Below are 20,835 nucleotides of genomic sequence, written 5' to 3' on the forward strand. Positions count from 1 at the left end.
ACCCCAGCCAGCCGACCACCAACGCCCCCTCAGACACCCGCAAAGAGCACTGACCGGCAGCCACGCCAGCCAGCCGACCACCAACGCCCCCTCAGACACCCGCAAAGAGCACTGACCGGCAGCCACGCCAGCCAGCCGACCACCAACGCCCCCTCAGACACGCGCAAAGAGCACTGGCGGGCGGCCGCGCCGAATGGCTGACTGCCAGGACTAGTTCGGGCACGCGGACGCAGCGCCAGCAGGCGGCCCATTCCACCGGCTGACCGGCAGCGCTGCTTCAAGCACCCTCAAACAGCAGGTTGCGGCCGCTGGCCTGGTTCAAGAGGGGGCCAGCACAGCTGGCTGGCGGCGGGCGCAGCGCGGCAGGCGCGGTCAGGGCGGCAGGCGCGGTCAGCGCGGCCGGCACGGCGCGTTTGTGGTTGGCGCGGCGCACTGCGGAGGTGCCCGGCAGGCCGCAACGCTGTTGATCAGCATGGCTGCCGTGGGGAGAAGGGGGCGTTGTCAGGATCGGCGCAACTCCAAGGCGGATTTGGGGCGGAGGAACGCGCCGGTGAAGGTCATCGCCTGTTCCGGCAGGGCGCCGGTGATCGACACGGATGCGGCGTCGTCGAGGTGGAGTTTCAGTGGGGCGCTGCGCAGCCAGTCCATCCTGGCCTGCACGGTGTGGTGGCCGGGTGGCACCTCGATGCGGATGGCGGCACCGCGCCGCAGGCGTGCTGCCGGGTGGCCGTCCAGCAGGAACGTCATGCGGCGGGCGAGTGCGCCGACGTCGGCGGCGCGACGCAGTTCGATCCAGGGCATGTGCGGTGAACCTCCCGCTCGATCCGGGGTATGGGCGGTGACGCTCCTGCCGCACGCTTTGCTCAAACGCGGTAGCCGTCAAACAGGGGGCCGCCGGCGCCGGCCAGCACCTCGGCCGTCACCGGCGTGGGATCGTCGCGGGCGGTCAGCCAGCGGGCGGCGAATTCCGCGTCGAGAGCCCGCAGGTCGCGCAGCAGCCATTTGCCGGCGCTGAGCCAGCGGCCGGCGAAGGCCAGTGCCGCACGGGCGGTCTCGGACCACAGCGCTGCGGCTATGACGGTGCGCTCGCCGGGGTCGGTGGCGTGGGTGAGGTCGTCGAGCAGGTCGGTCAGCACGTAGCGGAGCCGGTCACGCTCGGCCGGGGTCAGTGGTGGCGGGCCTTCGGCGAGCACGTGTGCGCACCGGGCCGGCAGGTCGCCCGGGTCGCCGAGCAGGGGAACGCCGTGCGCGAGCATGCGGTGGGTGCCGGGTTTGCGGTCGGCGAGGTCCTTGGCCAGGAACTCGGCCAGGCGCGGCGGGGTGTGGACGAACAACTCGACCGGCCAGCCGCGGAAGTGCAGGCTCTCCCGGTAGCCGGGGTCGTGCTCGCGCATCACCACGATGTCCAGGTCCGAGCCCGCGGTGCGGTGCGGGCCGAGCACGCTGCCGGTGAGCATCGCCCACGTCGCTTCCGGGAAACGGTCGGTGACGAGGTCACGGGCATCGCGCAGCGGATCCATGCCCGTCATGGTGCCGTAAACCCGGCCGATCGGTGGCGGGCGCTTCCCACGTACCTGCGGTCCGCGGTCAGCGAAGATCCCGACCGCAGGGAGGCCGGCGCGGCGGGCGGGGCGGTAGCCGGAGCGTTCGGCCGGGCGGTCGAAGCCCAGCGAGCGGCGCAGACCCGCGAGCGCATCCTCGGCGCCGCGCGCCTTGTTCGACGCCGTTGGGTACGGCGCGACGAACCTGCGGAAGGTGGCCGACCGGGCCGACGTCGCGATCCAGACGATCCACTTCGTCTTCGGCAACAAGCGCAGGCTGCTCAAGGAACTCGCCGACGTGCCGATCGCCATCGTGGAGCGGCCCTGGTTCCGCGAAGCCCTCGCGGCACGGATCGCCGTCGCGGGCGTGGGCCAGGTGCTGCAGCGGGTGGCCGTCGTCAACGACATGGTCGCGACCCCGGCGGCCTCCGACGCCGAGATCGCCCAGCTCTGGCCGGACGGCGACAAGCCCCGGCTGCGGGTCCACGCGACCGCCGCCGAGGCTGCCACCACCAAACCGGGCGCGCGGCCCGGCGTCACCCTCGAGACGGCGGTCGACACCCTGTTCGGACTGCTCAGCCGGCCGAGCGGTGGCAGCGGTGGGCGCACGACACGCTGCGGTCCCAGCTGTGCTCATGACCGGTAGGGCGCGCCGACGACCCAGCCGCCGAGCGACTGTGGGACGGCGTCGGTGTCGGTGACGTGGACCGGGTCGCCGGCGTGGATCACGCCCGGGCGGATCACCCAGGCGTTGAGGGCCAGTTCGCCGCCGAAGTCGTGACGCAGGCGGCGCAGCACGTCGAGGTTCTGCGCGCCGGTGTCCGGATCGATCGTGGTGGCGACGCACCGCATCCGCAGCGAGTGCAGTCCGATCACCGCCTCGCCGATGACCAGCGCACGTCCGGGCCAGGTCGCCTCGGCGTCGGCGGGGACCCCACCGATGAGCAGGTTGGGCCGCAGGCGCCGTACGTCGTGGCCGAACCGGGTGACCGCGCCGTCGGTGGCGACCAGCAGGTTGCCGATGTCGAAGCGTTCCGGGCCGGCGTACGCCTGCAGGCTCGCTGCCTCGCCGGCGCGTTCGCGGACCAGCGCGCCGGCCTGCGGGGTGTGCCACGGGTGACCGGCCACCCGTGGCACTCCGTCGGCGCCGGTGGTCGCCGGCAGGGTGAGCAGGCCGGGCCGGGTGCGCCCGGTCAGCGGGCCCCGGGCGCCGCGCACGTGCACGAGGCGGTCGCCCGGCACGCCGTCGGCGGTGAGGTCCGCCCGCGTCAGTTCCTCTCCGGCCAGGGATTTGACCGGGTAACGCCACAGCGCCGCGACATGCATCAGGACCTCCCGGGGATCCGGCGGTCGCTCGCGCTGATGCGGACGTCGTTGATGCTCGCCTCGCGCCGGCTCATGTAGCCCGCGGCGTCGAACTGCCACATCTCGTTGCCGTGGCTGCGCCACCACTGCCCGGTGTCGTCGCGCCACTCGTACTCGAAGCGCACGGCGATCCGGTCGCCGGTGAACGCCCAGAGGCTCTTGCGCAGGGCGTAGTCGTGCTCCCGGGCCCATTTGCGGGTGAGGAAGGCGACGATCTGGTCGCGGCCGGTGAGGAACTCGTCGCGGTTGCGCCACTGCGAGTCCACGGTGTAGGCGGCGGCGACCCGCTGCGGATCGCGCGTGTTCCAGGCGTCCTCGGCGGCCTGCACCTTGGCCCGCGCTCCGGCCTCGTCGAAGGGCGGCAGAGGCGGGCGCGGGACGGTCTGCTCGCTCACGCCGTCACCACCGGGAAGTCGGTGTCGACCGCGGCGGCCTTGTTGACGCCGAGGTTGCGCTCGACGGCGGTGAGCAGGTCGGCGGCTCTGCCGGTGGCGGCGGCCGGGTCGATCAGCGGCAGGTTGCTCATGGTGCTCCTCGGTCAGACTTCTAACGGCATTGTGCCGCCCTTGCCGTTAGAGGTATACCAGGCGTCTCTAACGGCAGCAACCCGGTGATAGCGTTAGAGGATGGATTTCGTGCTGCCCTCCGAGCCGCGGCCCGTGCGCCTCATGAACACCGTCTGGGCCGACCGCGGCGGCGTGCACGACGCCCTCACCACCCCGGCTGACCTGGCACGATGGCTGACGGCAACCGGCCTGACCGCCGCCGAGCCGCCCGCGACGGCCGCCGATCTGCGCACCGCCGTCACCCTGCGCGATGCGCTGCGCCGCCTCGCCGCGCTGACCACCGATGACTCCCGCGCCGCTGCCCGCTCCGCGTTGCAGGACGCCGAGGCGGCGGTCCACGCCGTCAACGAGGCCGCCGTCGCCGGCCCCGGCCGGGCCACGCTGCAGCTTCTCGACGGGAAGCTGAGCCTGCGCGCGCCCGAGCCGGCCGCGGACCCCGGCGCCGCCCTGGCAGTCGTGGCCGCCGAGGGCATCGACCTACTCACCGGGTCCGGTGTCCTCAACGCCTGCTACGCCCCGGGCTGCGTCCTCTACTTCGTCAGGGACCATCCGCGGCGGGAGTGGTGCTCGACCGCGTGCGGCAACCGCGCCCGGGCGGCCCGCCACTACCAGCGACACCGCACCACCCGCACCGCGCCCTGACGCGTCTGCCGCTAGCAGAACGGACCCGCGCCGGACCGCTCTCAGCCGGCTCCGGGTGTTAGACCTTGTCGATGGATCTGATCAAGTACGGTCACGCCTGCGTCCGGCTGGAGAAGGACGGGCACGCTCTCGTCATCGACCCCGGCGCGATGACACCCGAGGCCGAGGCGCTGGCGGGCGCCGACGCGGTCCTGATCACCCACGAGCACTTCGACCACTTCGAGCCCGACCGGCTGCGCGAGGCCGCGGCCGGCAACCCGGACCTGGTCGTCTACACCTGCTCGGGCGTGGCGCGCCGGCTGGCAGACCTCGGCGTGAAGGTCCACGTGCTGCGCGACGGCGAGTCGGTGGACGTGGCCGGCTTCCGGGTGCGGGCGGCCGGGCAGAAACACCAGTTCAGCCACCCCGACGTCGCGCCGGTGGACAACGTCGGGTTCCTGATCGACGACGAGGTGTTCCACCCCGGCGACGCGCTGACGGTCGTGGACGTACCCACGCTGCTGGTGCCGGGCAATGCGCCGTGGATGACCGCGCCCGACCTGATCGCCTATCTGCGCCGGATGGCGCCGCGGCGCGCCTACGCCGTTCATGACGGCCTGCTCAACGACTGGGGCCTTCAGGTGCTCGACGGGGTGCTGCGCATCGAGGCCGACCGGTCGAACGCCGACATCCGGCGGCTGCGCTGCGGCGAACGGGTGCGGCTCTAGACCCGCAGTGGGTTGGCGACGAGGAGCCGGCCGTTGTCGATCAGCCAGCGCACCGACTCCAGGGCGGCCTGCGCCGGCTCGTAGCGCGGGGCGTAGCCGAGCAGCCGGCGGGCCTTGTCGATGCTGAAGGCGTGGTTACGGACCAGGTGCTCCCAGCTGAGCTGGGCGGCGTCCGCATCCGGGTGGCTGCTGCGGAACTGCTCCCAGGTGATCGTGCGCAGTTCAGCGGTCTGGCCGAACCATGACGCGCCGATGCGGGCGTAGCCGCGCACGTTCAGCGCGGTGGCCGCGACGATGGCGAAGTCCTCACCGGCGGCGGCCTCGCGGTGGTCGAGGGCGGCCTCGAAGGCGTGAGCGACGTCGTCAGCGTGCACGTGGTGCATGAACTCGGCGCCGATGCCCGGGATGTCGAGTGGCTCCCCGGCGGAGAGCTTCCGCCACACCTCAGGGTCGTTGTTGCCGAGCGGACCGATGGGATGCCATCCGGGCCCGACGATGTGGCCGGGATGCAGCGACGTGGTGACCAGCCCACCGGACCGCGTCTCGGCGCGCAGCATCTCGGCGATGGCGGCCTTCGCGATGCCGTACTCGCCGAACGGCGGCGGCGCGTTGTCCTCGGTGAGCGGGAACGTCTCGCTGGGGCCCGCGCGCCAGATGGAGCCGCAGTGCAGCAGATGCCCGGTCTCGCCGCGCAGCCGCTCGACGAGCGCGGCGGCGGAGTCGACCGTGAAGCAGATCAGGTCGATGACGGCATCAGGCCGTAGCCCTGCGACGCGGTTGGCGAACGTGCCGTCGCGGTCCTCGGCCGCCCGGTCGGCGGTCACCTGACGCACCTGCCGCCAGGCCGGGTCGTCGGCGTAGCTGGAGCGCTGCCCGCGGCTGATGCTGATCACCTCATGGCCGGCACGGACCAGCCTCGGGATCAGGAAGGTGCCGATGTGCCCACTGCCGCCGATGACCACGACTCTCATGACGAGGAGGCTATGCCACGTCGCGGGCCGGTTCGCGATGACTTCGCGGCCGCTGCTTCAGCAGTCCCGCACTCGCCAGCAGGGCGATGCCGTGCGTCTTCCTGATCTCTGGACGTTAAGGTCGGCTGTGGTCAGGCGGACGGCTCGGGTTCGTGCTGCTCTGCCGGCCGCGCCCGCGACGCCGTTGTGCGAGGCGGAGATCGGGGAAGCCGAGGCGCAGTTCGGAGTGACCATGCCGGCCGGCTACCGGGACTTCCTGATACACGTCGACTCCGGAGGTCACGGCCCCGGCTCCGGGTTCCGTCGACTTCGGCGTGATCGTCGCGGGTGGGCCTGGGAGGGCTGGCCGGACGAGCCGGGCACGGATCTGGACGCCCTGACGAAGCCGTTTCCTGACCAGGCTGACATCGGCGCGCGGCTCGATGCCCTCCTCGAACCGGCCGTCCACGGCAGCCGTGAGTGGCGAGGGTGGGACGAGCGTTGCGATGAGATCGCCGCCGGTCAGACGCATGGCACGATCGTCTTCGCCGGCGACTCGACCTTCCCCCTGCTGTTGGTCGTCACCGGCCCGCAGCGCGGCACGGTCTGGTGCGATCTGCGCGCGACCACCGAGGCTCTGGCGCTCCTGCGCAAGCCGGACGGCAGCGCCGCCACGTTCACCGACCTGTACGTGGCTTGGCTGGACGCGGCAGAACAGCTGCTCGACGAGGGCCGCACCGAGCTCCGTCCGTGGGACATCCGTGTCCCGATGATTGACGCGTGCTTCCAGCCTTGACGGACTGCGCTGCTAGCTGGATCCCACTCGGCTGGCGGCTGGCTCGACGGCCCCAGAGAGGCTCACTCCGCGCAGGTGTAGCAGCACGGCCAGGCCGACACCGGCCACCAGGGAGATGTCCGCGACGTTGCCGACGAAGAAGCCGAAGTAGTCGATGAAGTCGACGACATGGCCACGTGCCGGACCGGGCTCACGGAACAGGCGGTCGAGCAGATGGGTGGCCGCTCCACCGAGGACCAGGCCCAACGACACCGTCCAGGCACGCGACCTGGCCCGGACGGCGACGATGCTGATCGCGACCACCGCAGCGGCGGTGATGAGGGTGAGAACCCAGGTGAACCGCTCGGCGAAGGAGAACGCAGCACCGGCGTTGTAGGTGAGGCGTAGCTGGATCAGCTCGCCGACGACGGTGACGGGCGCACGCCCGGCGAGCGCCGACACCGCCCAATGCTTGGTCAACTGGTCGACGATGACCACGGCCCCGGCCAACAGCATTACCAGCCAGAACCCCGCGCGGGCGGAACGCGTCTCACTGCCATTCACCGGCGCGAGTCTAGAGGGTGGCTGCACTGATGGCCCAGCCCGCCTGCGCCTCTGACGGCACTGTCGACCTAGGAGATTAGATTGTTATCCTTCGATGCCAGTCGTCGGAGGGGGCCAATCATGCGTCCGGCAATCGCACGGTTCGTGGTTCTGATGGTGGCGCTCGTCGCCGGTCTGGCGGTGGTCGCCTCGCCCGCTCAGGCCGCCGTGCCGGTCAAGCAGATCACTCCCACCGCCGGGCTGTTGCCGGGCTCGGGCTGTTCGCACGGGGTGCCGCCATACGGCGCCATCTTCAACGACAGCACGCTCGCCCGGCTCAACATCGGCGCCATCCATCTGTGGGACTGCAACTACGGCTTGGGCAACTACGACATCGTGGTCCCACCGAGCGAATGGACCTCCTACCGGGGTTGGCGGGAGACTGCGGGAGTGTTCATCGGCTCGGGATACTGCGCACGAGTGTTCTATCAGGTGGGCGCGAGCTGGCCGGCGTATCCGGGCAGCCCCGTGTGCGGTCCGGTGCAGCTGTTCTTCCCGGCCGGCGGCATCAGCAAGGTCATGCAGTATCGGCGCTGAGCCGCGCATGGTCAGGGCGGCGGTGCGCCGAGGTCGCTCTGGGCCTGCACCAGGCGGTTCATCAAGGTCATGAGGGTGGCGACGTCGCCGGCCGGCCAGTCGGCGGTCAGGGTGCGGAGCACCTCGTTCTGCCAGGCGTGGGCCTGCCGGAGCAACTCCTCGCCGGCGGCGGTGACGGTGATCGCCGAGGTGACGCCGACGCGGGTCGGGGCGCGGCGGGTGAGCAGGCCCTGTTGTTCGGCTCGGGCCACCATCCGGCTGGCGCCGGACTGGTCCACGCCCAGCTCGCGGGCGAGGTCGTTGATCGAGGTGGGGCGCTGGCGGGCGGTCAGGGCGTGCACCGCCTCCAGCACCATCACGTCGCGGCCGCGCTGCGGGTCGGCGCCGGTCCATCGGCGCGACCAGAATCGTACGAACGCGAACAGCGCCTGGCCGTGGTGTTCCGCTGCATCGTCCACTGTCCGATGGTATGCGTTTCGCATACCATCGGGCGTATGCAAAACGCATACACGCTGGAGGGTGTGATCGACGCCTGGCACGACGCGGTCAACAACCGGGACCTCGCCGCCGCCCAGGCCCTGGTGACCGACCCGGTGCAGGTGTCCGGGCCACGCGGCACGCGGAGCATCACCGCGCGGGCCTTCGCCGACTGGATCACGTCCGGGATCCGGCTGCGGCCGCTGGCCACGCACCCGGCCGGCGACGGAGCTGTGGTGGTCGAGCAGGAGGCGACCTGGCCGGATCACGCGGACGCCGAGGCGGCTGCCACCGCGCCCACGCCGGTGGCCACGCTGTTCCGGGCCCGCGACGGGGCGCTCAGCACGATCAGCCGGTTCGACTCGCTGCATGAGGCGCTGCGCGCCGCGGAATGAGCAGGTGGCACGGCAGGCGCGCAGGAAGAGTGCGTCGCCCACCCAGCCCCACGGGGTCGCGGCGGCGTCGGGTCGTCGGGTCAGGACGCCGCCATGCGCCACACGGAGATGTGGCTCTGGCTGTCGCCGGTGAAAGCCGTGCGGTTCCAGTCGCCCCAGCGCTGCCACAGGCACAGGCCGGCGAGCCGCGCCATGAGATCCAGCTCGGCCGGCCACACGTAGCGGTGCGGGGTGGAGAACGTCCTCAGCTCACCGTCGACGACCCAGTAGTGGTGCGAGTAGGCGATCTGGGCGGCCACGTCGTACTCCTCGACGCCGACATGGACCGGCGTGCGGGTGAAGACGTGCGTGGTCTGGCCGGGCGGCAGCCGCCGCAGCTGCGGCACGTAGTTCTCGATCACGAAACAGCCGTCCGGCGTCAGGTGCCGGGCCGCGTTGCGAAACGCCCGCACCTGCTCGTCCTGGCTGGTCAGATTCGTGATCGTGTTGCGCAGCAGGTAGACCAGGCGGAAGCTCTCCCCCACCGCGGTGTCCGCGAAGTCGCCGATCGTCACCTCCACCTGGCCGCCGCCCGGCTGCGCCCGCAGCTGCGCGGCCATGGCGGGAGACTGCTCGATGCCGCGCACCCGCACGCCGCGGCGGCTCAGCGGCAGGGCGATGCGGCCGGTGCCGACACCGAACTCCAGGGCGGCGCCGTCGCCGGCCAGGTTCGCCAGGAAGTCCACGGCCGCGCCGACGACGGCGGGTTCGAACAGCTCCGGCCACAGGACCGCGTAATGCCGCGCGATCCAGTCGTCGAAGAACGTCTCCGCCATACCGGCAGCATCGCCGCTGCCTCCTGCGGCGGCCAGCGGATTACCGCGCACCGCCGATCGGTCATGTGACCGATTCGCCGGAGCCGGCGCCGCGCGACGATGAGGACCACCGGCGAGCGAGGAGACCATCACATGACAGTCGCGTCGATGCCCCACCCGCCGCTGCGGGTGCAGCCGACCCGGATCGGTGACTCCGCGGTCGGGGTGGCACTGGCCGGTGACCTGGACATGGACACGGGCGACGTGTTCCGTACCCGGGTCTTCGACATCCTGAACGGGCAGCTGCCCGCCGCGATCGTGCTGGACCTGCGGGAGCTGAACTTCCTCGGCGTCGCCGGGGTCCGCAGCCTCTGCGAGGCGCACACGATCGCCGCCACCTACGGCTGCGCGCTGACCATCGGGCACGCCCCGGAGGGGGTCCGGTGGCTGCTGTCGATGCTCGAATTGGACCGCGTGTTCGCCATGCCATGATCCCCGGGTGAACGAATGGACTTACAACGATCGCCCGGACGGGGCGAGGTTCCTGCCGGAGCGGATCACGGAGCCGGGGCGCACCGAGATCGAGGACGAGATCTGGGCCTGGATCGTGCGCGGCGACGACGACGCCAGCGAGTTCGTCGACTACCTCGACGCCGAGGAGGACCGGCACGGCGCCACCGGCGGGGAGCTCGCTGCGGCGTACGAGAAAGCCCTGGAGATCCGGCGTGCCCAGCAACGTGCCTGGGGTGACGTGCGCAGCAACCTGAACCGCGCCTTCGCCGAGCTCAACGAGCTCGGCGTGCTCGCCCGGGAGAACTTCGCCTGCTGCGGCACCTGCGCCGCCGCGGAGATCCACGACGAGCGCGACGGCTCCCGGCACTGGCGCGGATATCTCTGGTACCACCAGCAGGACACCGACGCGCTGGCCGACAGCAGCGACGGCTCGGTCTACCTCGGTTACGGCGTGTATCCGCCGGCCGATTTCGACGAGGCCGCCTACGACGCGCTGTCCGAGGACGAGCAGCGGGCCCGTTACCAGGCCGACCTGGAACGCCTGATGGACGAGACCGTCTTCCCGGTGCTGCGCGGGCACGGCATGCACGTCGAGTGGAACCGCGATCAGGCCAGACGGATCCTGGTCACCGGCGCCCAGTGGTACGCGCCGCTGGACTGACCGCGGTGAGCGCCGGCGCTCCGCACCTCAGTGTTTGCGGGCGACCCCGCCGTAGAGGGCGACCTGGGCGTCGGTGAACTCGGTCTCGGTGTCCGGGCGCCACTGCAGGATGGGCACCACGCCCGGCGGGACCATCTCCATGCCGGGGAAGAAGCGGGCCACCTCGGCCTTGCTGCGCACCCGGGCGGTGATGCCCTGCCGGCGCATGATCTCGGTGAAGCGGGCCCACGACTCCGGGTCGTGGTCGCCGGTGATGTGCGAGATCACCAGGTAGCTGCCGTGCGGCAGCTCGGCCATCAGGCGGGCCACGATCCCGTACGGGTCGGCCGCGTCGTCGAGGAAGTGCAGCACCGCGTAGAGCAGCAGGGCGACCGGCTCGCGCAGGTCGAGGGTGTCGCGCAGCGCCGGGGCGGACAGGATCCGCTCGGGTTCGCGCAGGTCGGCGTCGAGATAGCTGGTGCGGCCCTGGCCGGCGCCGGTGAGCAGGGCGCGGGCGTGGGCGAGCACCAGCGGGTCGTTGTCGGCGTAGACGACCCGGGCGTCCGGGTTGACCGCCTGGGCGACCTGGTGCACGTTCGGTGCGGTGGGCAGGCCGGTGCCGATGTCGAGGAACTGGCGGATGCCGGCCTCGGCGGCCAGGTAGCGCACGGTGCGCTGCAGGAACGCCCGGTTCTGCCGGGGTGCGGTGGCCGCGTTGGGGTTGACCTTGAGACCTTCGGCGGCGGCTGCCCGGTCGGCGGCGAAGTTGTCCTTGCCGCCGAGCAGGAAGTCGTACACCCGGGCGGGGTGCGGCCGGCCGGTGTCCAGTGGTGGTTCGACCATGATCTTCGCCCCCATCGATCAAGGATGATCGGCAAAGGATACTGCCCTCACCCTTTGATGGCGCCGGAGGTCATGCCGGCCACGATGCGGCGGTTGAAGAACAGGAACATGATCAGCGGTGGGACGGTCACCAGCAGGATGTCCATGAACAGCAGGTGGTACTGCGTACTGAACTGGCTGGCGAAGTTGTAGACCGTCAGCTGCACGGTCGCGTTGTTGGAGCCGGGCAGGAAGTACAGCGGGTTGACGAAGTCGTTGAACACGGTGACCGACTGGACCACCACCGCGGTGATGATGACCGAGCGCAGCAGCGGGAAAATCACCCGGAAGAAGAGCCGGACCGGGCCGGCGCCGTCGATGATCGCCGCTTCGTCGAGTTCGCGCGGGATGGTGGCGATGAACGCCCGGAACAGCAGGACGCAGAAGGACAGCCCGAAGGCGACCTCGACGGCGATCAGCCCGGCCATGGTGCCGAACAGGCCGAGCCCTTCCAGCACCCAGATGGTCGGCACCACCGCGGGCGGGATGATCAGCCCGCACAGCACCAGGAAGTTGACCAGCCCGTTCCACCGGCTGCGGCGGCGCTGCAGCACGAACGCGACCATCGCGGCCAGCACCACCATGATCGCCACGCTGGAGACGGTCAGGATGGTGCTGTTGATGTAGGCGATGATCAGCATGTAGTCGCGGGCCTGCAGCACCTCGATCAGGTTCGGCACGAACTGGAAGTTCCGCGGCCAGGAGAAGTCGAGCAGCGCCGACTGCCGGGCGTCCATCGAGGCGGTGAGCACGATGAACGCGAACGGCACGAGGAAGAACACCGCGGAGACGCCGATCGCAGCTACGCCGAGCGCCCAGGACCGCAGCCTCACAGCTCGACCTCCTTGCGGTTGAGGAACCGCGACAGCGGCAGCACGATCGCGGTGACCACGACGAACAGCACGACGTTGCCGGCGGTGGACAGGCCGTAGAACCCGGCCTGGTACTGCTTGTAGATCACCGACGCGATCACGTCGGAGGTGAACCCCGGACCGCCGCGGGTCATCGCCCAGATCAGGTCGAACGAGCGCAGCCCGCCGATCAGCGACAGGATGATCACGGTGACGGTGGCCGGGCGGGCCAGCGGCAGGATCAGGTGCCGGAAGTTGGCCCAGGCGCCCGCGCCGTCGACCCGGGCGGCCTCGAAGTACTCGTGCGGAATGGACACGATCCCGGCGATGTAGATCAGCGTCGCCAGGCCGACCCCCTTCCAGACGTCGACCAGGGCGACCGACAGCAGGGCGTACGACGGATCGGTGAGCCAACCGGGCCCCTGGATGCCCACCGTGCCCAGCGCCTGGTTGATCAGGCCCTTCTCCGGGTCCATCAGCACGGTGAAGGTGAGCCCGACGCCGATGGTGCTGACCAGCACCGGGAAGAACACCACCGAGCGCAGGTAGCCGCGGGCCACGATGCGCGAGGTGAGCAGCACGGCGAGCAGCAGCCCGAGCACCACCTTGGCGGCGGAGGTGAGCACGCCGTAGATCAGCGTGTTGGTGAACCCCTTGATCAGCGCGGGTTCGCGGAAGAACGTGACGAAGTTGTCCAGGCCGACGAACTGCGACTCGAACAGCGTCCACCGGGTGAGGCTGAAGTAGAACGAGGCGAACGTCGGGACCAGGAACAGGATGCCGTAGACGATCGCCGCGGGCAGGTAGAACCAGGTCGGGTAGGGCGACGGCCCGGTGGCCCGGGCCGTCCCCCGCCGGGCCGGCACGAGGGTGGTCACGACCACCCCGGCAGGCCGAGCTGCTGGGCCTGCTTCTTGACGTCCTCGTCGTAGAGTTTCGCCCCGTCGGCGGCCTTGCGGATGCCGGAGCCGACCTCGACGCAGATCTGTTCCAGCGCCGGCCCCTTGACCGGGGACAGGAACTCCAGGGCCAGGCTGGACCCGCCGGGCTTGTCGATGTAGGTCTGCATGTCCTTGACGACCTGCGGCACGTCGGCCGGCAGGGTGCAGCCCTGCACCGCGTACGGCCCGTTGATGACGGTGGCGGCGGTCTGCGCGGCGCAGCCGTCCGGGCTGGCGACGAAGGCCAGGAACTTCTTGGCCGCCTCGAGTTTCTCGCCGGTGGTGCTGGCCGGGATGTAGACGCCGGCCGGCGCCCACACGGTCAGCCCGTTCTTGGCGGCGTCGGCGCCGGGGATCGGGAACAGCCCGATCTTGTCCTTCTGCTCGGGGAAGGTGCCGAGCAGCTGGCTGATGATGCCGGACAGGATCGGGTAGTGCGCGCCGGTGCCGTTGGCGAGCTGTTCGACGGCGTCGTTGAGTTTCGCCGAGGCGAAGTCCTTGTTGGTGTAGCCGGCCTCGTGCACCTGCTGCAGGTGCTCGAACCCGGCGAGCGCGGCCGGGGTGGTGGCGTACTTGGCCTGGTTGGCGGTGTACTTCTCGGCGAAGTCCGGCTGGGCGGCGCTGACGTTGTGGAAGTCGCCGAGCACGAACAGCTGCGACGTCCAGGTCTCGCCGTACGACTGGATCACCGGCGCGACACCGGCCGCCTTGAGCTTGGCGTTGTTCGCCATGAACTCGTCCCACGTGGTGGGGACCTGCAGGCCGTTCTTCGCGTAGACGTCGCGGTTGTAGAGGATCGCCCCGGCGTTGTAGGTGCCGAACGGCGCCCCGAACAGCTTCTGCTCACTGGTGACGGTGATCGTGAAGTTGTCGTCGAGCTGCCCGGCCCACGGCTGGTCGCCGACCGGCACCAGGTTCTTCGCCGGCGCCAGGGCCTGCAGCAGTGACCCGGAGTTGTACTGGAACACGTCGGTCATGTCGCCGGTCGACAGCCGGGTCTTGACCAGGTTGTCGCCCTCGGTGCCCTGCGGGCGGGTCTCCACCTTCACGGTGATGCCGGGGTTCTTGGCGTTGAACTCCTTGGCCAGCCCCTCGGCCATCCTGCTGTTGGTGTCCGTGTTGTCCACCAGGAACGACAGGGTGACACCGCTGCCCTCGTCGTCGCTGGAACCGAGGCTGCCGGCACTGCAGCCGGTCAGCGCGAGCGCGACGGCCGCGACCGCGGCCACACCTATGCTGGATCTCATTTCATCCTCCGGGGGTCGGGAGTTCAGGCGCGCACGCCGGGCAGCAGCTCGGCGAGCCGGCGGCGCAGGTCGGCGGCGTTCGGCACGAAACCGGCCGCGGTGAGGGCGTCGACGAGCTGGTCGGCGGGGGCGTCCAGGTAACGGCTCAGGCGCGCGGCCACGGCCGGTTCGCCGGTGGCCGCGCCGGCCTCGACCGCGGCAGCGACCACCGCCTGCCACAGCGGCTCCCGGTCGAGCACGTCGCGCACGGTGGCCGGCGGCCGGTCGGTGACCGGGTCCGGCACCGTCCACGAGTGGCTGCCGTGGCCCACCTCGACGGTTGCGGCGCCGGGCAGCCGCACGGTCGCGGTGCTGCCCACCGGCACCCGCAGGTCCAGGCGCAGGTCGCCGCCGGCACGGCGCCAGGAGACCTCGGCTTTTCCGTACGGGGTGAGGTGCCGCGCCGACGCCGAGGTGAGGCCGGGGCCGGGCACCGGCGCGACGAGGATCCTGCGGTAGCCGGGTTCGGCGGGGGCCAGCCCGGCGACGCGGCGGTGCAGCCAGTCGGCGACCGCGCCGAGCGCGTAGTGGTTGAACGACGTCATCTCGCCCGGGTTGATCGACCCGTCCGGCAGCATGCTGTCCCAGCGTTCCCACACCGTGGTCGCGCCCATCGTCACCGCGTACAGCCAGGACGGGCAGCCGGTCTGCAGCAGCAGCCGGTAGGCGACCTCGGACTCGCCGGCGTCGGTGAGCGCGTCCGCGATCAGCGGGGTGCCGACGAACCCGGTCGCGATCCGGAACCCCGAGGTGCGCACCAGGTCCGCGAGCCGGCGGCCGGCTCGCTCCCGCTGCCGCGCCGACGGCAGCAGCGCCCAGCTCAACGCCATCGCGTACGCCGTTTCGGCGTCCCCGAGTACGCGGCCTCCCTCGGTGACGTACTCGGCGGCGAACGCGGCCCGCACCCGCCCGGCCAGGTCCGCGTACTGGCGGGCGATCGTGGTCTCGCCGAGCACCGCGGCCGCTTCCGACAGCACCTGCGCCGAACGGGCCAGATGCGCGGTGGCGATCACGTCGGCGTCGGTGCGGGCCTGGAACGGGTTGTCCGGCGGCGCGGCCGGGTCCAGCCAGTCACCGAACTGGAACCCGCCGGTCCACAGCAGGTCGTCACCGGCCAGGTCGGCGATCCGGTCCACCCAGGCGCGCATGCTGGGCAGCTGCCGGGCCAGCAGCTGCCGGTCCCCGGTACGCCGGTACACCGTCCACGGGACCAGCGTGGCCGCGTCGCCCCACGCGGCGGCCGACGGTGACGCGTCGCGCAGCACGTCCGGCACCACGAACGGCACCGAACCGTCCTTGTACTGCTCGGCGGCGAGATCGGCGAGCCAGGAGGTGAGGAAGCCGGCGGTGTCGTACAGGAACGCGGCGGTCGGCGCGAACACCTGGATGTCGCCGGTCCAGCCGAGCCGTTCGTCGCGTTGCGGGCAGTCGGTCGGCACGTCCAGGAAGTTGCCGCGCATCCCCCACACCACGTTCTCGTGGAACCGGTTGAGCAGCTCGTGCGACGACGCGAACCAGCCGGTGCGCCGCAGGTCGGAGCCGACCACGACGGCCTCGACGTCCTCGGCGCGCAGCTCACCGGCGCCGGTGATCTCGGCGTAGCGGAACCCGTGGAAGGTAAAGACCGGCTCGAGGGTGACCTCGTCCGGGCCGGCCAGCACGTAGGTGTCGGTGGCCGCGGCGGTGCGCAGCGGGCGGACCCCGAGCTCGCCGTTCTCCAGCACCTCGGCGTGCCGCAGGGTGATCTCGTGGCCCTCGGCGTGGCCGCGGGTGCGCAGCCGCACCCAGCCGACCAGGTTCTGCCCGAAGTCGACCAGATTGCCGTCGACGCTCACCGCGGGCAGGACCTCGGTGACGCGCACCGGCGGGCCGTCGGCGCCGACCAGGCGGCCCAGATCGGCCTCCACGACCTCTACCGGGTGCGACTCTTCAGCCCGGAGGCGCAGGTCGGTGCGCTGCCCGTCGTACAGATCATCGGTTTTGATGTGGCTGGTGGCGCCGAGCCACGTCTCATCGGTGACCACCGACCGCGTCGTGCCATCGGCGAAGGTCAGCTCGAGCTGGGCGAGCAGCGCGAGCCGGTCGCCGTAGAGGGCGCGGCCCTGGGCGAAGCCCAGGCGGCCGCGGAACCAGCCGTTGCCGAGCAGCACCCGCAGCCGGTTCTCGCCGGAGCGGACCTGGCCGGTCACGTCGTAGACCTGGTAGCGCAGCCGGCGCGGATAGCTGGTCCAGCCGGGCGCCAGCTCGTGGTCGCCGACCCGCTCGCCGTTGAGCTCGGCCCGGTAGAGGCCGTGCGCGGTGATGTAGAGGCGGGCCCGGGTGATCTCACCGGTCACCGTGAACGCCTTCCGGACCGCGTTGTCGCCCTCCTCAGCCGGGCTGATGAACCGCGCGGTCCAGTCCTCGGGGGCGTGCAGGCCCGCCTCCACGACGGTGGTCTCGCTCCAGTCGCTCCAGTCGCCGTCGCCGCGGACCCGGACCCGCACCTCGGCCCTCTGCCGGGAGCGCAAGGGCTCGCCCGGCCACGGGACGAGCACCTGCTCGGCGGACTCCACCACGAAGCGGTCGCCGCCGACGGCGATCTCGTAGGCCCGCTGGACATAGCCGGGCTCGGCCTCGTCGAGGATCCAGGACAGGCGCGGGGTGGGAGTGTTCACGACAGTGCCGTCGGTCTGGTGTTCCAGGCGCAGAGCGAGCATGGGGCTCCTCGTGATCAGGACGATGTGACCCTGCCCGCGGCACTACTCCCCGGTTGACACGTGGGTGCGGGCGCAGCTCCATCGTGGTTCCGCCGCACCGGCGCGGATAGGCCAAGCTGCACCTGGGCTAGCACGATATTGACCACGTGTGATGTGGTGCACGCATGGGCGAACCTCCGGTCGGGCAGAACCGTGGCCTGCTCTACTTCTCCGACGGGTCACTGGCGTACGCCGGCCACTACATGCACCAGGACATCCACCCGGATCACACGCACAGCTTCGTCGAGATCGCCGTCATGGTCGGCGGCGCCGGCCGGCACCGGTCCGTGCTCGGCGACCAGCAGCTGCGCGTCGGCGACGTGGTGCTGCTGCGCCCCGGCGTCTGGCACGGCTACGAGCAGTGCCAGGCCCTCGACCTGTACAACTGCTGCTTCTCGGTGGACCTGCTGCACCGCGAACTCGCCTGGACCCGGGAGGACCCGCTGCTCGGCTACCTGCTGTGGACCGGGCCGTACGCGATGCAGCGCCGCGGCATGCTCACCGCGCACCTCTCCCCCACCGCGCTGACCGAGGCCATCGAGCACCTCGACGCGCTCGACCGGATCCGGGCCCAGCCGGACGGGCCGCACCGCGGCGACATCATCGGCCGGCTCACCCTGTTCCTGTCGGTGCTGTCCCGGGCGGTCGCCACCGACCGGGCGACCGCGCCGACGCATCCGGCGGTCACCCACGCGATGCGGCTGATGGAGGCGGACCTGGCCCGGCGGTGGACGCTCACCGAACTGGCCGGCAAGCTGGGGATCAGCGCGGGCTATCTGGTGCGCATCTTCAAGGCGACCACGGGGCTGCCGCCGGTGGCCTACCTGTCGCGGCACCGGGTGGAGACCGCGGCGAACCTGCTGCTGCACACCGACGAGCCGATCACCCAGATCGCGCAGGACGTGGGGTGGCCGGATCAGAACTACTTCGCCCGGCGGTTCCGGGCGCACTACGGGCTGAGCGCGTCGACGTACCGGGCGCGGTTCACCCACGGGCGGGTGCGGCTGGGCGCCGGCGGGCGGCCGGTCCAGGTCGGCGGCGGACACGGCTGAGGCCGGGCGGATCTTCGCCCGGGAGTCAGTGCAGCGCGCGGCTGCGCACGGGACCGGAGGTCGCGCGCGGCGTGCGGGCCGGTTCCGGGCGGGCCGGCTGGCGGGACAGCGGGGCCAGGGCGGTCACCAGCAGCAGCGCGGCCAGCGGCAGCAGGTTCAGGTTGACGGTGACCGCGACGACGGCGGCGCCGAACAGCAGCGGGCTCCAGACCGGGACGCGGCGGGCGGCGACCATCAGGCCGAGCAGGGTGAGCATGCCGAGGGTGAACGCCATCGGGCCGGCCGCCCGCAGCGGGGTGGGCAGCGGCGTCGAGTCGCGGAAGGCGGGCGACAGGTCGCCGGTGATCACCCAGAGGAAGCAGACGACGCCGAGGACGGTCACGGCGGCGGCGACGGTGGCGACCCGGCGGGCGCCGGTGGGCGCCAGCGGCACCAGGCCGGCGGCGAGTGCGCCGAACAGCAGCATGGCGGCGAAGAACGCCAGGTGGCCGAGGTTCCAGGCCAGGCCGGGACCGGGGCCGCCGTCGAGACCGTCGAGCAGGCGCAGCACGCCGTAGGCGAGCATCAGGAGCGGCGCGTCCAGGGCGGCCTGGCGGACGGTGACGCTGTTCGATGACATGAGCCGACCGTACGGGCGGGGTGCGGGCCTGGAATACCGGCGGTTTCCCTGCCTCTCCCCCGATCCGCCCCTCCGGGGCCCACCCCACCACCCCTAAGGCATCCTAGGAACCTATCTTAATCGGGTGTTAGTTCCTCGTCCGTTGATCGTCCATCGGCGTCCACCTAGGATCCCCGTGCCGGACGGGGCTGGTGACGATCTTCCATGGCTGGCCCCGCGATGCCGGCCAGGAGGGACAGACAGTGAAGTTGGGTAAGATCGCGGCCGCGATGGTGGCCGCCGGACTGGCGATCAGCGCGGGCCTCGCGGTCACGGCCGGGCCGGCCGCAGCCGCGGGCATTCAGACCATCTACATGAAGCCGGGTGGCTCGCCAACGGCGACCGGCACGACGCCGGAAGACGGCGCGGGCACCCTGGAGCGGGTCGCGCAGCTCATCGCGGCCGGCCCCAAGGATCAGGACGTCGAGGTCCGGATCATGGGCGGCACCTACACCGCGCTGCAGACCAAGTGGCTGACCTACCGGCCGGGCCGTTCGATCTCGTTCATGCCGGCCGACTACACGGTCGGTGGTGGCGCCACGTCGTTCACCCAGAAGCCGGTCTTCGAGAATGCCCGGCTCGCCGGCTCGCTGCGGTACGGTCCCGGCTACTGGTTCTACGCCTGCCCCGGCGGGGACCTGGCCGCCGGCGGGGACTCGAAGCTCAACTTCTACTACCTGCAGGTGCAGAACTACTCCAGCGGCGGCATCTCCCTGGACGGCTCGGGCGAGGACGGGTGCGGCGGCGGTTACCAGGCCACGTCCGGCCTGGGTCAGCCGTCGGCTCGCGGCCTCAACCGCAACACCATCTTCGGGATGCGGTTCACCTCGCTCGGCAACGCCTACACCGGTGGCACCTGTGACACCACGAGCGACTTCGTCCGGTGCGGATACGGCGGCGTGGTACTGACCGAGTCGTCGAACAACCGCATCGAGAACAACCATTTCATCAACCTGCGCAACAGCGAGAACAGCTACATCCACGCGATCTACGTGACGCACAAGAGCTGGTACAACAACTTCACCCGCAACAACGTGACCGGCGTGAGCAGCGACCCGGTGAAGGTGCGCAACACGAGCAACTACAACACCTTCGACAGCAACGTCTTCGGGGCCAACGACTTCTACCGCACGACCACCCCGGGCGCTGCCCACTACCTGGAGGAGATCGGGACCGGGCAGTGCGCGTCCTACCACAACCGGTTCACGAACAACGATCTCGGCACGTTCCTGATCGCCAGCACCGCGAACCTGCCGACGTGGCTGATCCACCCGGCGGGCGCCACCTACCCCGGCGGCACGGGATGCCCCGCGCTGCCGGCCGGTGAGGTGCGGCTGACCACCGCCGGCAACCAGTACTGACCGGCACACCTCTCCTACTGTTTCGGTAGGACTGATATGCTCGCCGCTCCATGGGGAGCGAGGCGCGCATGACCATCCTGACCGAACAGGCCGCCGAGGAGTTTCTCGCCGGGCGCGCGTTCGCGCCCGGCGTTCCCGGCTTCGTCGGCATCGCGGTGGACCTGCTGCTCGACCCGGCCGGCGCGCCGGGCGGGCGGCGGCCACTGCGGCACGGGTTCCTGGACACCCGCTCGCCGCGGGTGATGACCGTCAGCGGGCCGCCCTCCCCCGGCCTCGAGACAGCGCTGCGGCGGATGGCCGACGACCTGGGCGCCGCCGGCCGGTTCGCCGAGCGGCACCGGCTCACCGTCCTGCCGCAGGCCTCCGGCACCGCCCATCCGGACGGTCCGGCGCACACGCTGGGCACGGCCACCGCCGGGATCCGGGTCGGCCTCGAGGCGGGCCTGGACGGTGGCGGACCGCTGGGGCTGGGCCGCCGCTGGGCGCTCGCGCACACGCTCGCCCCGGTGCTGGCGGCCGCTTTCGCGAACTCGCCGCTGCGTCACGGGCGGCCGACCGGCT

The 20,835-nt window shown here is 71.3% G+C and carries 26 protein-coding genes; 11 read left to right on the top strand and 15 right to left on the bottom strand.

All coding sequences use genetic code 11. The features are described from left to right. Nucleotides 1-501 precede the first annotated feature (501 nt). Nucleotides 502-801, bottom strand: a complete 300-nt coding sequence (locus AB0F81_RS41955; RefSeq protein ID WP_360207798.1) for a hypothetical protein — start codon at nt 799-801, stop codon at nt 502-504. Between the two features lie 62 nt (nt 802-863). Next, nucleotides 864-1,520: a nucleotidyltransferase domain-containing protein gene (locus AB0F81_RS41960; protein ID WP_360207801.1), complete on the bottom strand. Its 657-nt coding sequence runs from the start codon at nt 1,518-1,520 to the stop codon at nt 864-866. Nucleotides 1,521-1,713: 193 nt separating this feature from the next. Between AB0F81_RS41960 and AB0F81_RS41965 the strand changes: the two genes are divergently transcribed. Then, nucleotides 1,714-2,187: a helix-turn-helix domain-containing protein gene (locus AB0F81_RS41965; RefSeq protein ID WP_360207804.1), complete on the top strand. Its 474-nt coding sequence runs from the start codon at nt 1,714-1,716 to the stop codon at nt 2,185-2,187. On the opposite strand, the gene AB0F81_RS41970 is transcribed toward AB0F81_RS41965, so the two are convergent. From AB0F81_RS41970 to AB0F81_RS41980, 3 genes are read right to left on the bottom strand one after another with little or no spacing between them, the layout of a single operon-like run. After that, nucleotides 2,175-2,867, bottom strand: coding sequence for an MOSC N-terminal beta barrel domain-containing protein (locus tag AB0F81_RS41970; RefSeq protein WP_360207807.1), 693 nt, complete (start codon nt 2,865-2,867; stop codon nt 2,175-2,177). The genes AB0F81_RS41965 and AB0F81_RS41970 overlap by 13 nt on opposite strands. Next, nucleotides 2,867-3,301: a nuclear transport factor 2 family protein gene (locus AB0F81_RS41975; RefSeq protein ID WP_360207809.1), complete on the bottom strand. Its 435-nt coding sequence runs from the start codon at nt 3,299-3,301 to the stop codon at nt 2,867-2,869. Before AB0F81_RS41975 ends, AB0F81_RS41970 begins: the two co-directional genes overlap by 1 nt. After that, nucleotides 3,298-3,432: a hypothetical protein gene (locus AB0F81_RS41980; RefSeq protein ID WP_360207812.1), complete on the bottom strand. Its 135-nt coding sequence runs from the start codon at nt 3,430-3,432 to the stop codon at nt 3,298-3,300. Before AB0F81_RS41980 ends, AB0F81_RS41975 begins: the two co-directional genes overlap by 4 nt. Before the next feature lie 100 nt (nt 3,433-3,532). Here AB0F81_RS41980 and AB0F81_RS41985 point away from each other — a divergent pair, with 100 nt between their 5' ends. Next, the gene (locus AB0F81_RS41985) at nt 3,533-4,114 is read left to right on the top strand and encodes an ABATE domain-containing protein (RefSeq protein WP_360207815.1); all 582 of its coding nucleotides are present in this window, start codon (nt 3,533-3,535) and stop codon (nt 4,112-4,114) included. 71 nt (nt 4,115-4,185) lie between these two features. Continuing rightward, nucleotides 4,186-4,821 (top strand): MBL fold metallo-hydrolase, encoded by a 636-nt coding sequence (locus AB0F81_RS41990; protein WP_360207818.1) that lies wholly within the window; start codon nt 4,186-4,188, stop codon nt 4,819-4,821. Here AB0F81_RS41990 and AB0F81_RS41995 read toward each other — a convergent pair. Continuing rightward, nucleotides 4,818-5,792 carry an NAD(P)-dependent oxidoreductase gene (locus AB0F81_RS41995; RefSeq protein WP_360207820.1) on the bottom strand — a complete coding sequence of 325 codons (975 nt, stop codon included), beginning with the start codon at nt 5,790-5,792 and terminating at the stop codon, nt 4,818-4,820. The genes AB0F81_RS41990 and AB0F81_RS41995 overlap by 4 nt on opposite strands. On the opposite strand from AB0F81_RS41995, the gene AB0F81_RS42000 reads away from it, so the two are divergent. Then, the gene (locus AB0F81_RS42000) at nt 5,776-6,567 is read left to right on the top strand and encodes an SMI1/KNR4 family protein (RefSeq protein WP_360207823.1); all 792 of its coding nucleotides are present in this window, start codon (nt 5,776-5,778) and stop codon (nt 6,565-6,567) included. The two genes, AB0F81_RS41995 and AB0F81_RS42000, sit on opposite strands and share 17 nt — an antisense overlap. A 12-nt stretch (nt 6,568-6,579) precedes the next feature. Here the strand turns inward: AB0F81_RS42000 and AB0F81_RS42005 are convergent, their stop codons facing one another. Then, a complete protein-coding gene (locus AB0F81_RS42005) occupies nt 6,580-7,110 on the bottom strand; it encodes a signal peptidase II (RefSeq protein WP_360207825.1) in 531 nt (176 codons plus the stop codon). Nucleotides 7,111-7,230: 120 nt separating this feature from the next. Between AB0F81_RS42005 and AB0F81_RS42010 the strand changes: the two genes are divergently transcribed. Continuing rightward, nucleotides 7,231-7,686: a hypothetical protein gene (locus AB0F81_RS42010; protein WP_360207827.1), complete on the top strand. Its 456-nt coding sequence runs from the start codon at nt 7,231-7,233 to the stop codon at nt 7,684-7,686. A gap of 11 nt (nt 7,687-7,697) precedes the next feature. On the opposite strand, the gene AB0F81_RS42015 is transcribed toward AB0F81_RS42010, so the two are convergent. Beyond that, nucleotides 7,698-8,144 carry a MarR family winged helix-turn-helix transcriptional regulator gene (locus AB0F81_RS42015; RefSeq protein ID WP_360207830.1) on the bottom strand — a complete coding sequence of 149 codons (447 nt, stop codon included), beginning with the start codon at nt 8,142-8,144 and terminating at the stop codon, nt 7,698-7,700. A gap of 36 nt (nt 8,145-8,180) precedes the next feature. Here AB0F81_RS42015 and AB0F81_RS42020 point away from each other — a divergent pair, with 36 nt between their 5' ends. Beyond that, nucleotides 8,181-8,558: a hypothetical protein gene (locus tag AB0F81_RS42020; protein WP_360207833.1), complete on the top strand. Its 378-nt coding sequence runs from the start codon at nt 8,181-8,183 to the stop codon at nt 8,556-8,558. Between the two features lie 80 nt (nt 8,559-8,638). Here the strand turns inward: AB0F81_RS42020 and AB0F81_RS42025 are convergent, their stop codons facing one another. Further along, nucleotides 8,639-9,373: a class I SAM-dependent methyltransferase gene (locus AB0F81_RS42025; protein WP_360207835.1), complete on the bottom strand. Its 735-nt coding sequence runs from the start codon at nt 9,371-9,373 to the stop codon at nt 8,639-8,641. 132 nt (nt 9,374-9,505) lie between these two features. On the opposite strand from AB0F81_RS42025, the gene AB0F81_RS42030 reads away from it, so the two are divergent. Next, the gene (locus AB0F81_RS42030; protein WP_360207837.1) at nt 9,506-9,844 is read left to right on the top strand and encodes an STAS domain-containing protein; all 339 of its coding nucleotides are present in this window, start codon (nt 9,506-9,508) and stop codon (nt 9,842-9,844) included. 7 nt (nt 9,845-9,851) lie between these two features. Further along, nucleotides 9,852-10,526, top strand: a complete 675-nt coding sequence (locus tag AB0F81_RS42035) for a hypothetical protein (RefSeq protein WP_360207840.1) — start codon at nt 9,852-9,854, stop codon at nt 10,524-10,526. 27 nt (nt 10,527-10,553) lie between these two features. On the opposite strand, the gene AB0F81_RS42040 is transcribed toward AB0F81_RS42035, so the two are convergent. The 5 genes from AB0F81_RS42040 to AB0F81_RS42060 are packed head-to-tail and all read right to left on the bottom strand — an operon-like array spanning nt 10,554 to nt 17,164. Next, nucleotides 10,554-11,363: an SAM-dependent methyltransferase gene (locus AB0F81_RS42040; RefSeq protein WP_360207842.1), complete on the bottom strand. Its 810-nt coding sequence runs from the start codon at nt 11,361-11,363 to the stop codon at nt 10,554-10,556. A gap of 32 nt (nt 11,364-11,395) precedes the next feature. Then, on the bottom strand, nt 11,396-12,220 hold the full coding sequence (locus AB0F81_RS42045; RefSeq protein WP_360207845.1) for a carbohydrate ABC transporter permease: 825 nt from the start codon (nt 12,218-12,220) through the stop codon (nt 11,396-11,398). After that, on the bottom strand, nt 12,217-13,116 hold the full coding sequence (locus AB0F81_RS42050) for a sugar ABC transporter permease (RefSeq protein WP_360207847.1): 900 nt from the start codon (nt 13,114-13,116) through the stop codon (nt 12,217-12,219). Before AB0F81_RS42050 ends, AB0F81_RS42045 begins: the two co-directional genes overlap by 4 nt. After that, the gene (locus AB0F81_RS42055; RefSeq protein WP_360207850.1) at nt 13,113-14,426 is read right to left on the bottom strand and encodes an extracellular solute-binding protein; all 1,314 of its coding nucleotides are present in this window, start codon (nt 14,424-14,426) and stop codon (nt 13,113-13,115) included. Before AB0F81_RS42055 ends, AB0F81_RS42050 begins: the two co-directional genes overlap by 4 nt. 23 nt (nt 14,427-14,449) lie before the next feature. Continuing rightward, nucleotides 14,450-17,164 carry a glycoside hydrolase family 78 protein gene (locus AB0F81_RS42060; protein WP_360207852.1) on the bottom strand — a complete coding sequence of 905 codons (2,715 nt, stop codon included), beginning with the start codon at nt 17,162-17,164 and terminating at the stop codon, nt 14,450-14,452. Between the two features lie 164 nt (nt 17,165-17,328). Here AB0F81_RS42060 and AB0F81_RS42065 point away from each other — a divergent pair, with 164 nt between their 5' ends. Next, entirely contained in the window at nt 17,329-18,255 is a 927-nt protein-coding gene (locus AB0F81_RS42065; RefSeq protein WP_360207855.1) for an AraC family transcriptional regulator, read from the top strand. Between the two features lie 25 nt (nt 18,256-18,280). On the opposite strand, the gene AB0F81_RS42070 is transcribed toward AB0F81_RS42065, so the two are convergent. After that, nucleotides 18,281-18,874 carry a hypothetical protein gene (locus AB0F81_RS42070; protein ID WP_360207858.1) on the bottom strand — a complete coding sequence of 198 codons (594 nt, stop codon included), beginning with the start codon at nt 18,872-18,874 and terminating at the stop codon, nt 18,281-18,283. A gap of 242 nt (nt 18,875-19,116) precedes the next feature. Here AB0F81_RS42070 and AB0F81_RS42075 point away from each other — a divergent pair, with 242 nt between their 5' ends. After that, complete coding sequence (locus tag AB0F81_RS42075; RefSeq protein ID WP_360207861.1) at nt 19,117-20,274, top strand: right-handed parallel beta-helix repeat-containing protein; 1,158 nt, start codon at nt 19,117-19,119, stop codon at nt 20,272-20,274. Between the two features lie 68 nt (nt 20,275-20,342). Then, the coding region (locus AB0F81_RS42080; RefSeq protein ID WP_360207864.1) for a glutamate-cysteine ligase family protein at nt 20,343-20,835 on the top strand (493 nt) is incomplete at its 3' end.

The organism is Actinoplanes sp. NPDC024001, from assembly GCF_040638955.1.
Lineage (GTDB): Bacteria > Actinomycetota > Actinomycetes > Mycobacteriales > Micromonosporaceae > Actinoplanes.

Coding starts and splice junctions, on each gene's coding strand:
- AB0F81_RS41955 (WP_360207798.1), bottom strand. CDS start 801: ATGCCCTGGATCGAACTGCGTCGCGCCGCCGACGTCGGCGCACTCGCC.
- AB0F81_RS41960 (WP_360207801.1), bottom strand. CDS start 1,520: ATGGATCCGCTGCGCGATGCCCGTGACCTCGTCACCGACCGTTTCCCG.
- AB0F81_RS41970 (WP_360207807.1), bottom strand. CDS start 2,867: ATGCATGTCGCGGCGCTGTGGCGTTACCCGGTCAAATCCCTGGCCGGA.
- AB0F81_RS41980 (WP_360207812.1), bottom strand. CDS start 3,432: ATGAGCAACCTGCCGCTGATCGACCCGGCCGCCGCCACCGGCAGAGCC.
- AB0F81_RS41985 (WP_360207815.1), top strand. CDS start 3,533: ATGGATTTCGTGCTGCCCTCCGAGCCGCGGCCCGTGCGCCTCATGAAC.
- AB0F81_RS41990 (WP_360207818.1), top strand. CDS start 4,186: ATGGATCTGATCAAGTACGGTCACGCCTGCGTCCGGCTGGAGAAGGAC.
- AB0F81_RS42000 (WP_360207823.1), top strand. CDS start 5,776: ATGACCACGACTCTCATGACGAGGAGGCTATGCCACGTCGCGGGCCGG.
- AB0F81_RS41995 (WP_360207820.1), bottom strand. CDS start 5,792: ATGAGAGTCGTGGTCATCGGCGGCAGTGGGCACATCGGCACCTTCCTG.
- AB0F81_RS42010 (WP_360207827.1), top strand. CDS start 7,231: ATGCGTCCGGCAATCGCACGGTTCGTGGTTCTGATGGTGGCGCTCGTC.
- AB0F81_RS42020 (WP_360207833.1), top strand. CDS start 8,181: ATGCAAAACGCATACACGCTGGAGGGTGTGATCGACGCCTGGCACGAC.
- AB0F81_RS42025 (WP_360207835.1), bottom strand. CDS start 9,373: ATGGCGGAGACGTTCTTCGACGACTGGATCGCGCGGCATTACGCGGTC.
- AB0F81_RS42030 (WP_360207837.1), top strand. CDS start 9,506: ATGACAGTCGCGTCGATGCCCCACCCGCCGCTGCGGGTGCAGCCGACC.
- AB0F81_RS42040 (WP_360207842.1), bottom strand. CDS start 11,363: ATGGGGGCGAAGATCATGGTCGAACCACCACTGGACACCGGCCGGCCG.
- AB0F81_RS42055 (WP_360207850.1), bottom strand. CDS start 14,426: ATGAGATCCAGCATAGGTGTGGCCGCGGTCGCGGCCGTCGCGCTCGCG.
- AB0F81_RS42060 (WP_360207852.1), bottom strand. CDS start 17,164: ATGCTCGCTCTGCGCCTGGAACACCAGACCGACGGCACTGTCGTGAAC.
- AB0F81_RS42065 (WP_360207855.1), top strand. CDS start 17,329: ATGGGCGAACCTCCGGTCGGGCAGAACCGTGGCCTGCTCTACTTCTCC.
- AB0F81_RS42070 (WP_360207858.1), bottom strand. CDS start 18,874: ATGTCATCGAACAGCGTCACCGTCCGCCAGGCCGCCCTGGACGCGCCG.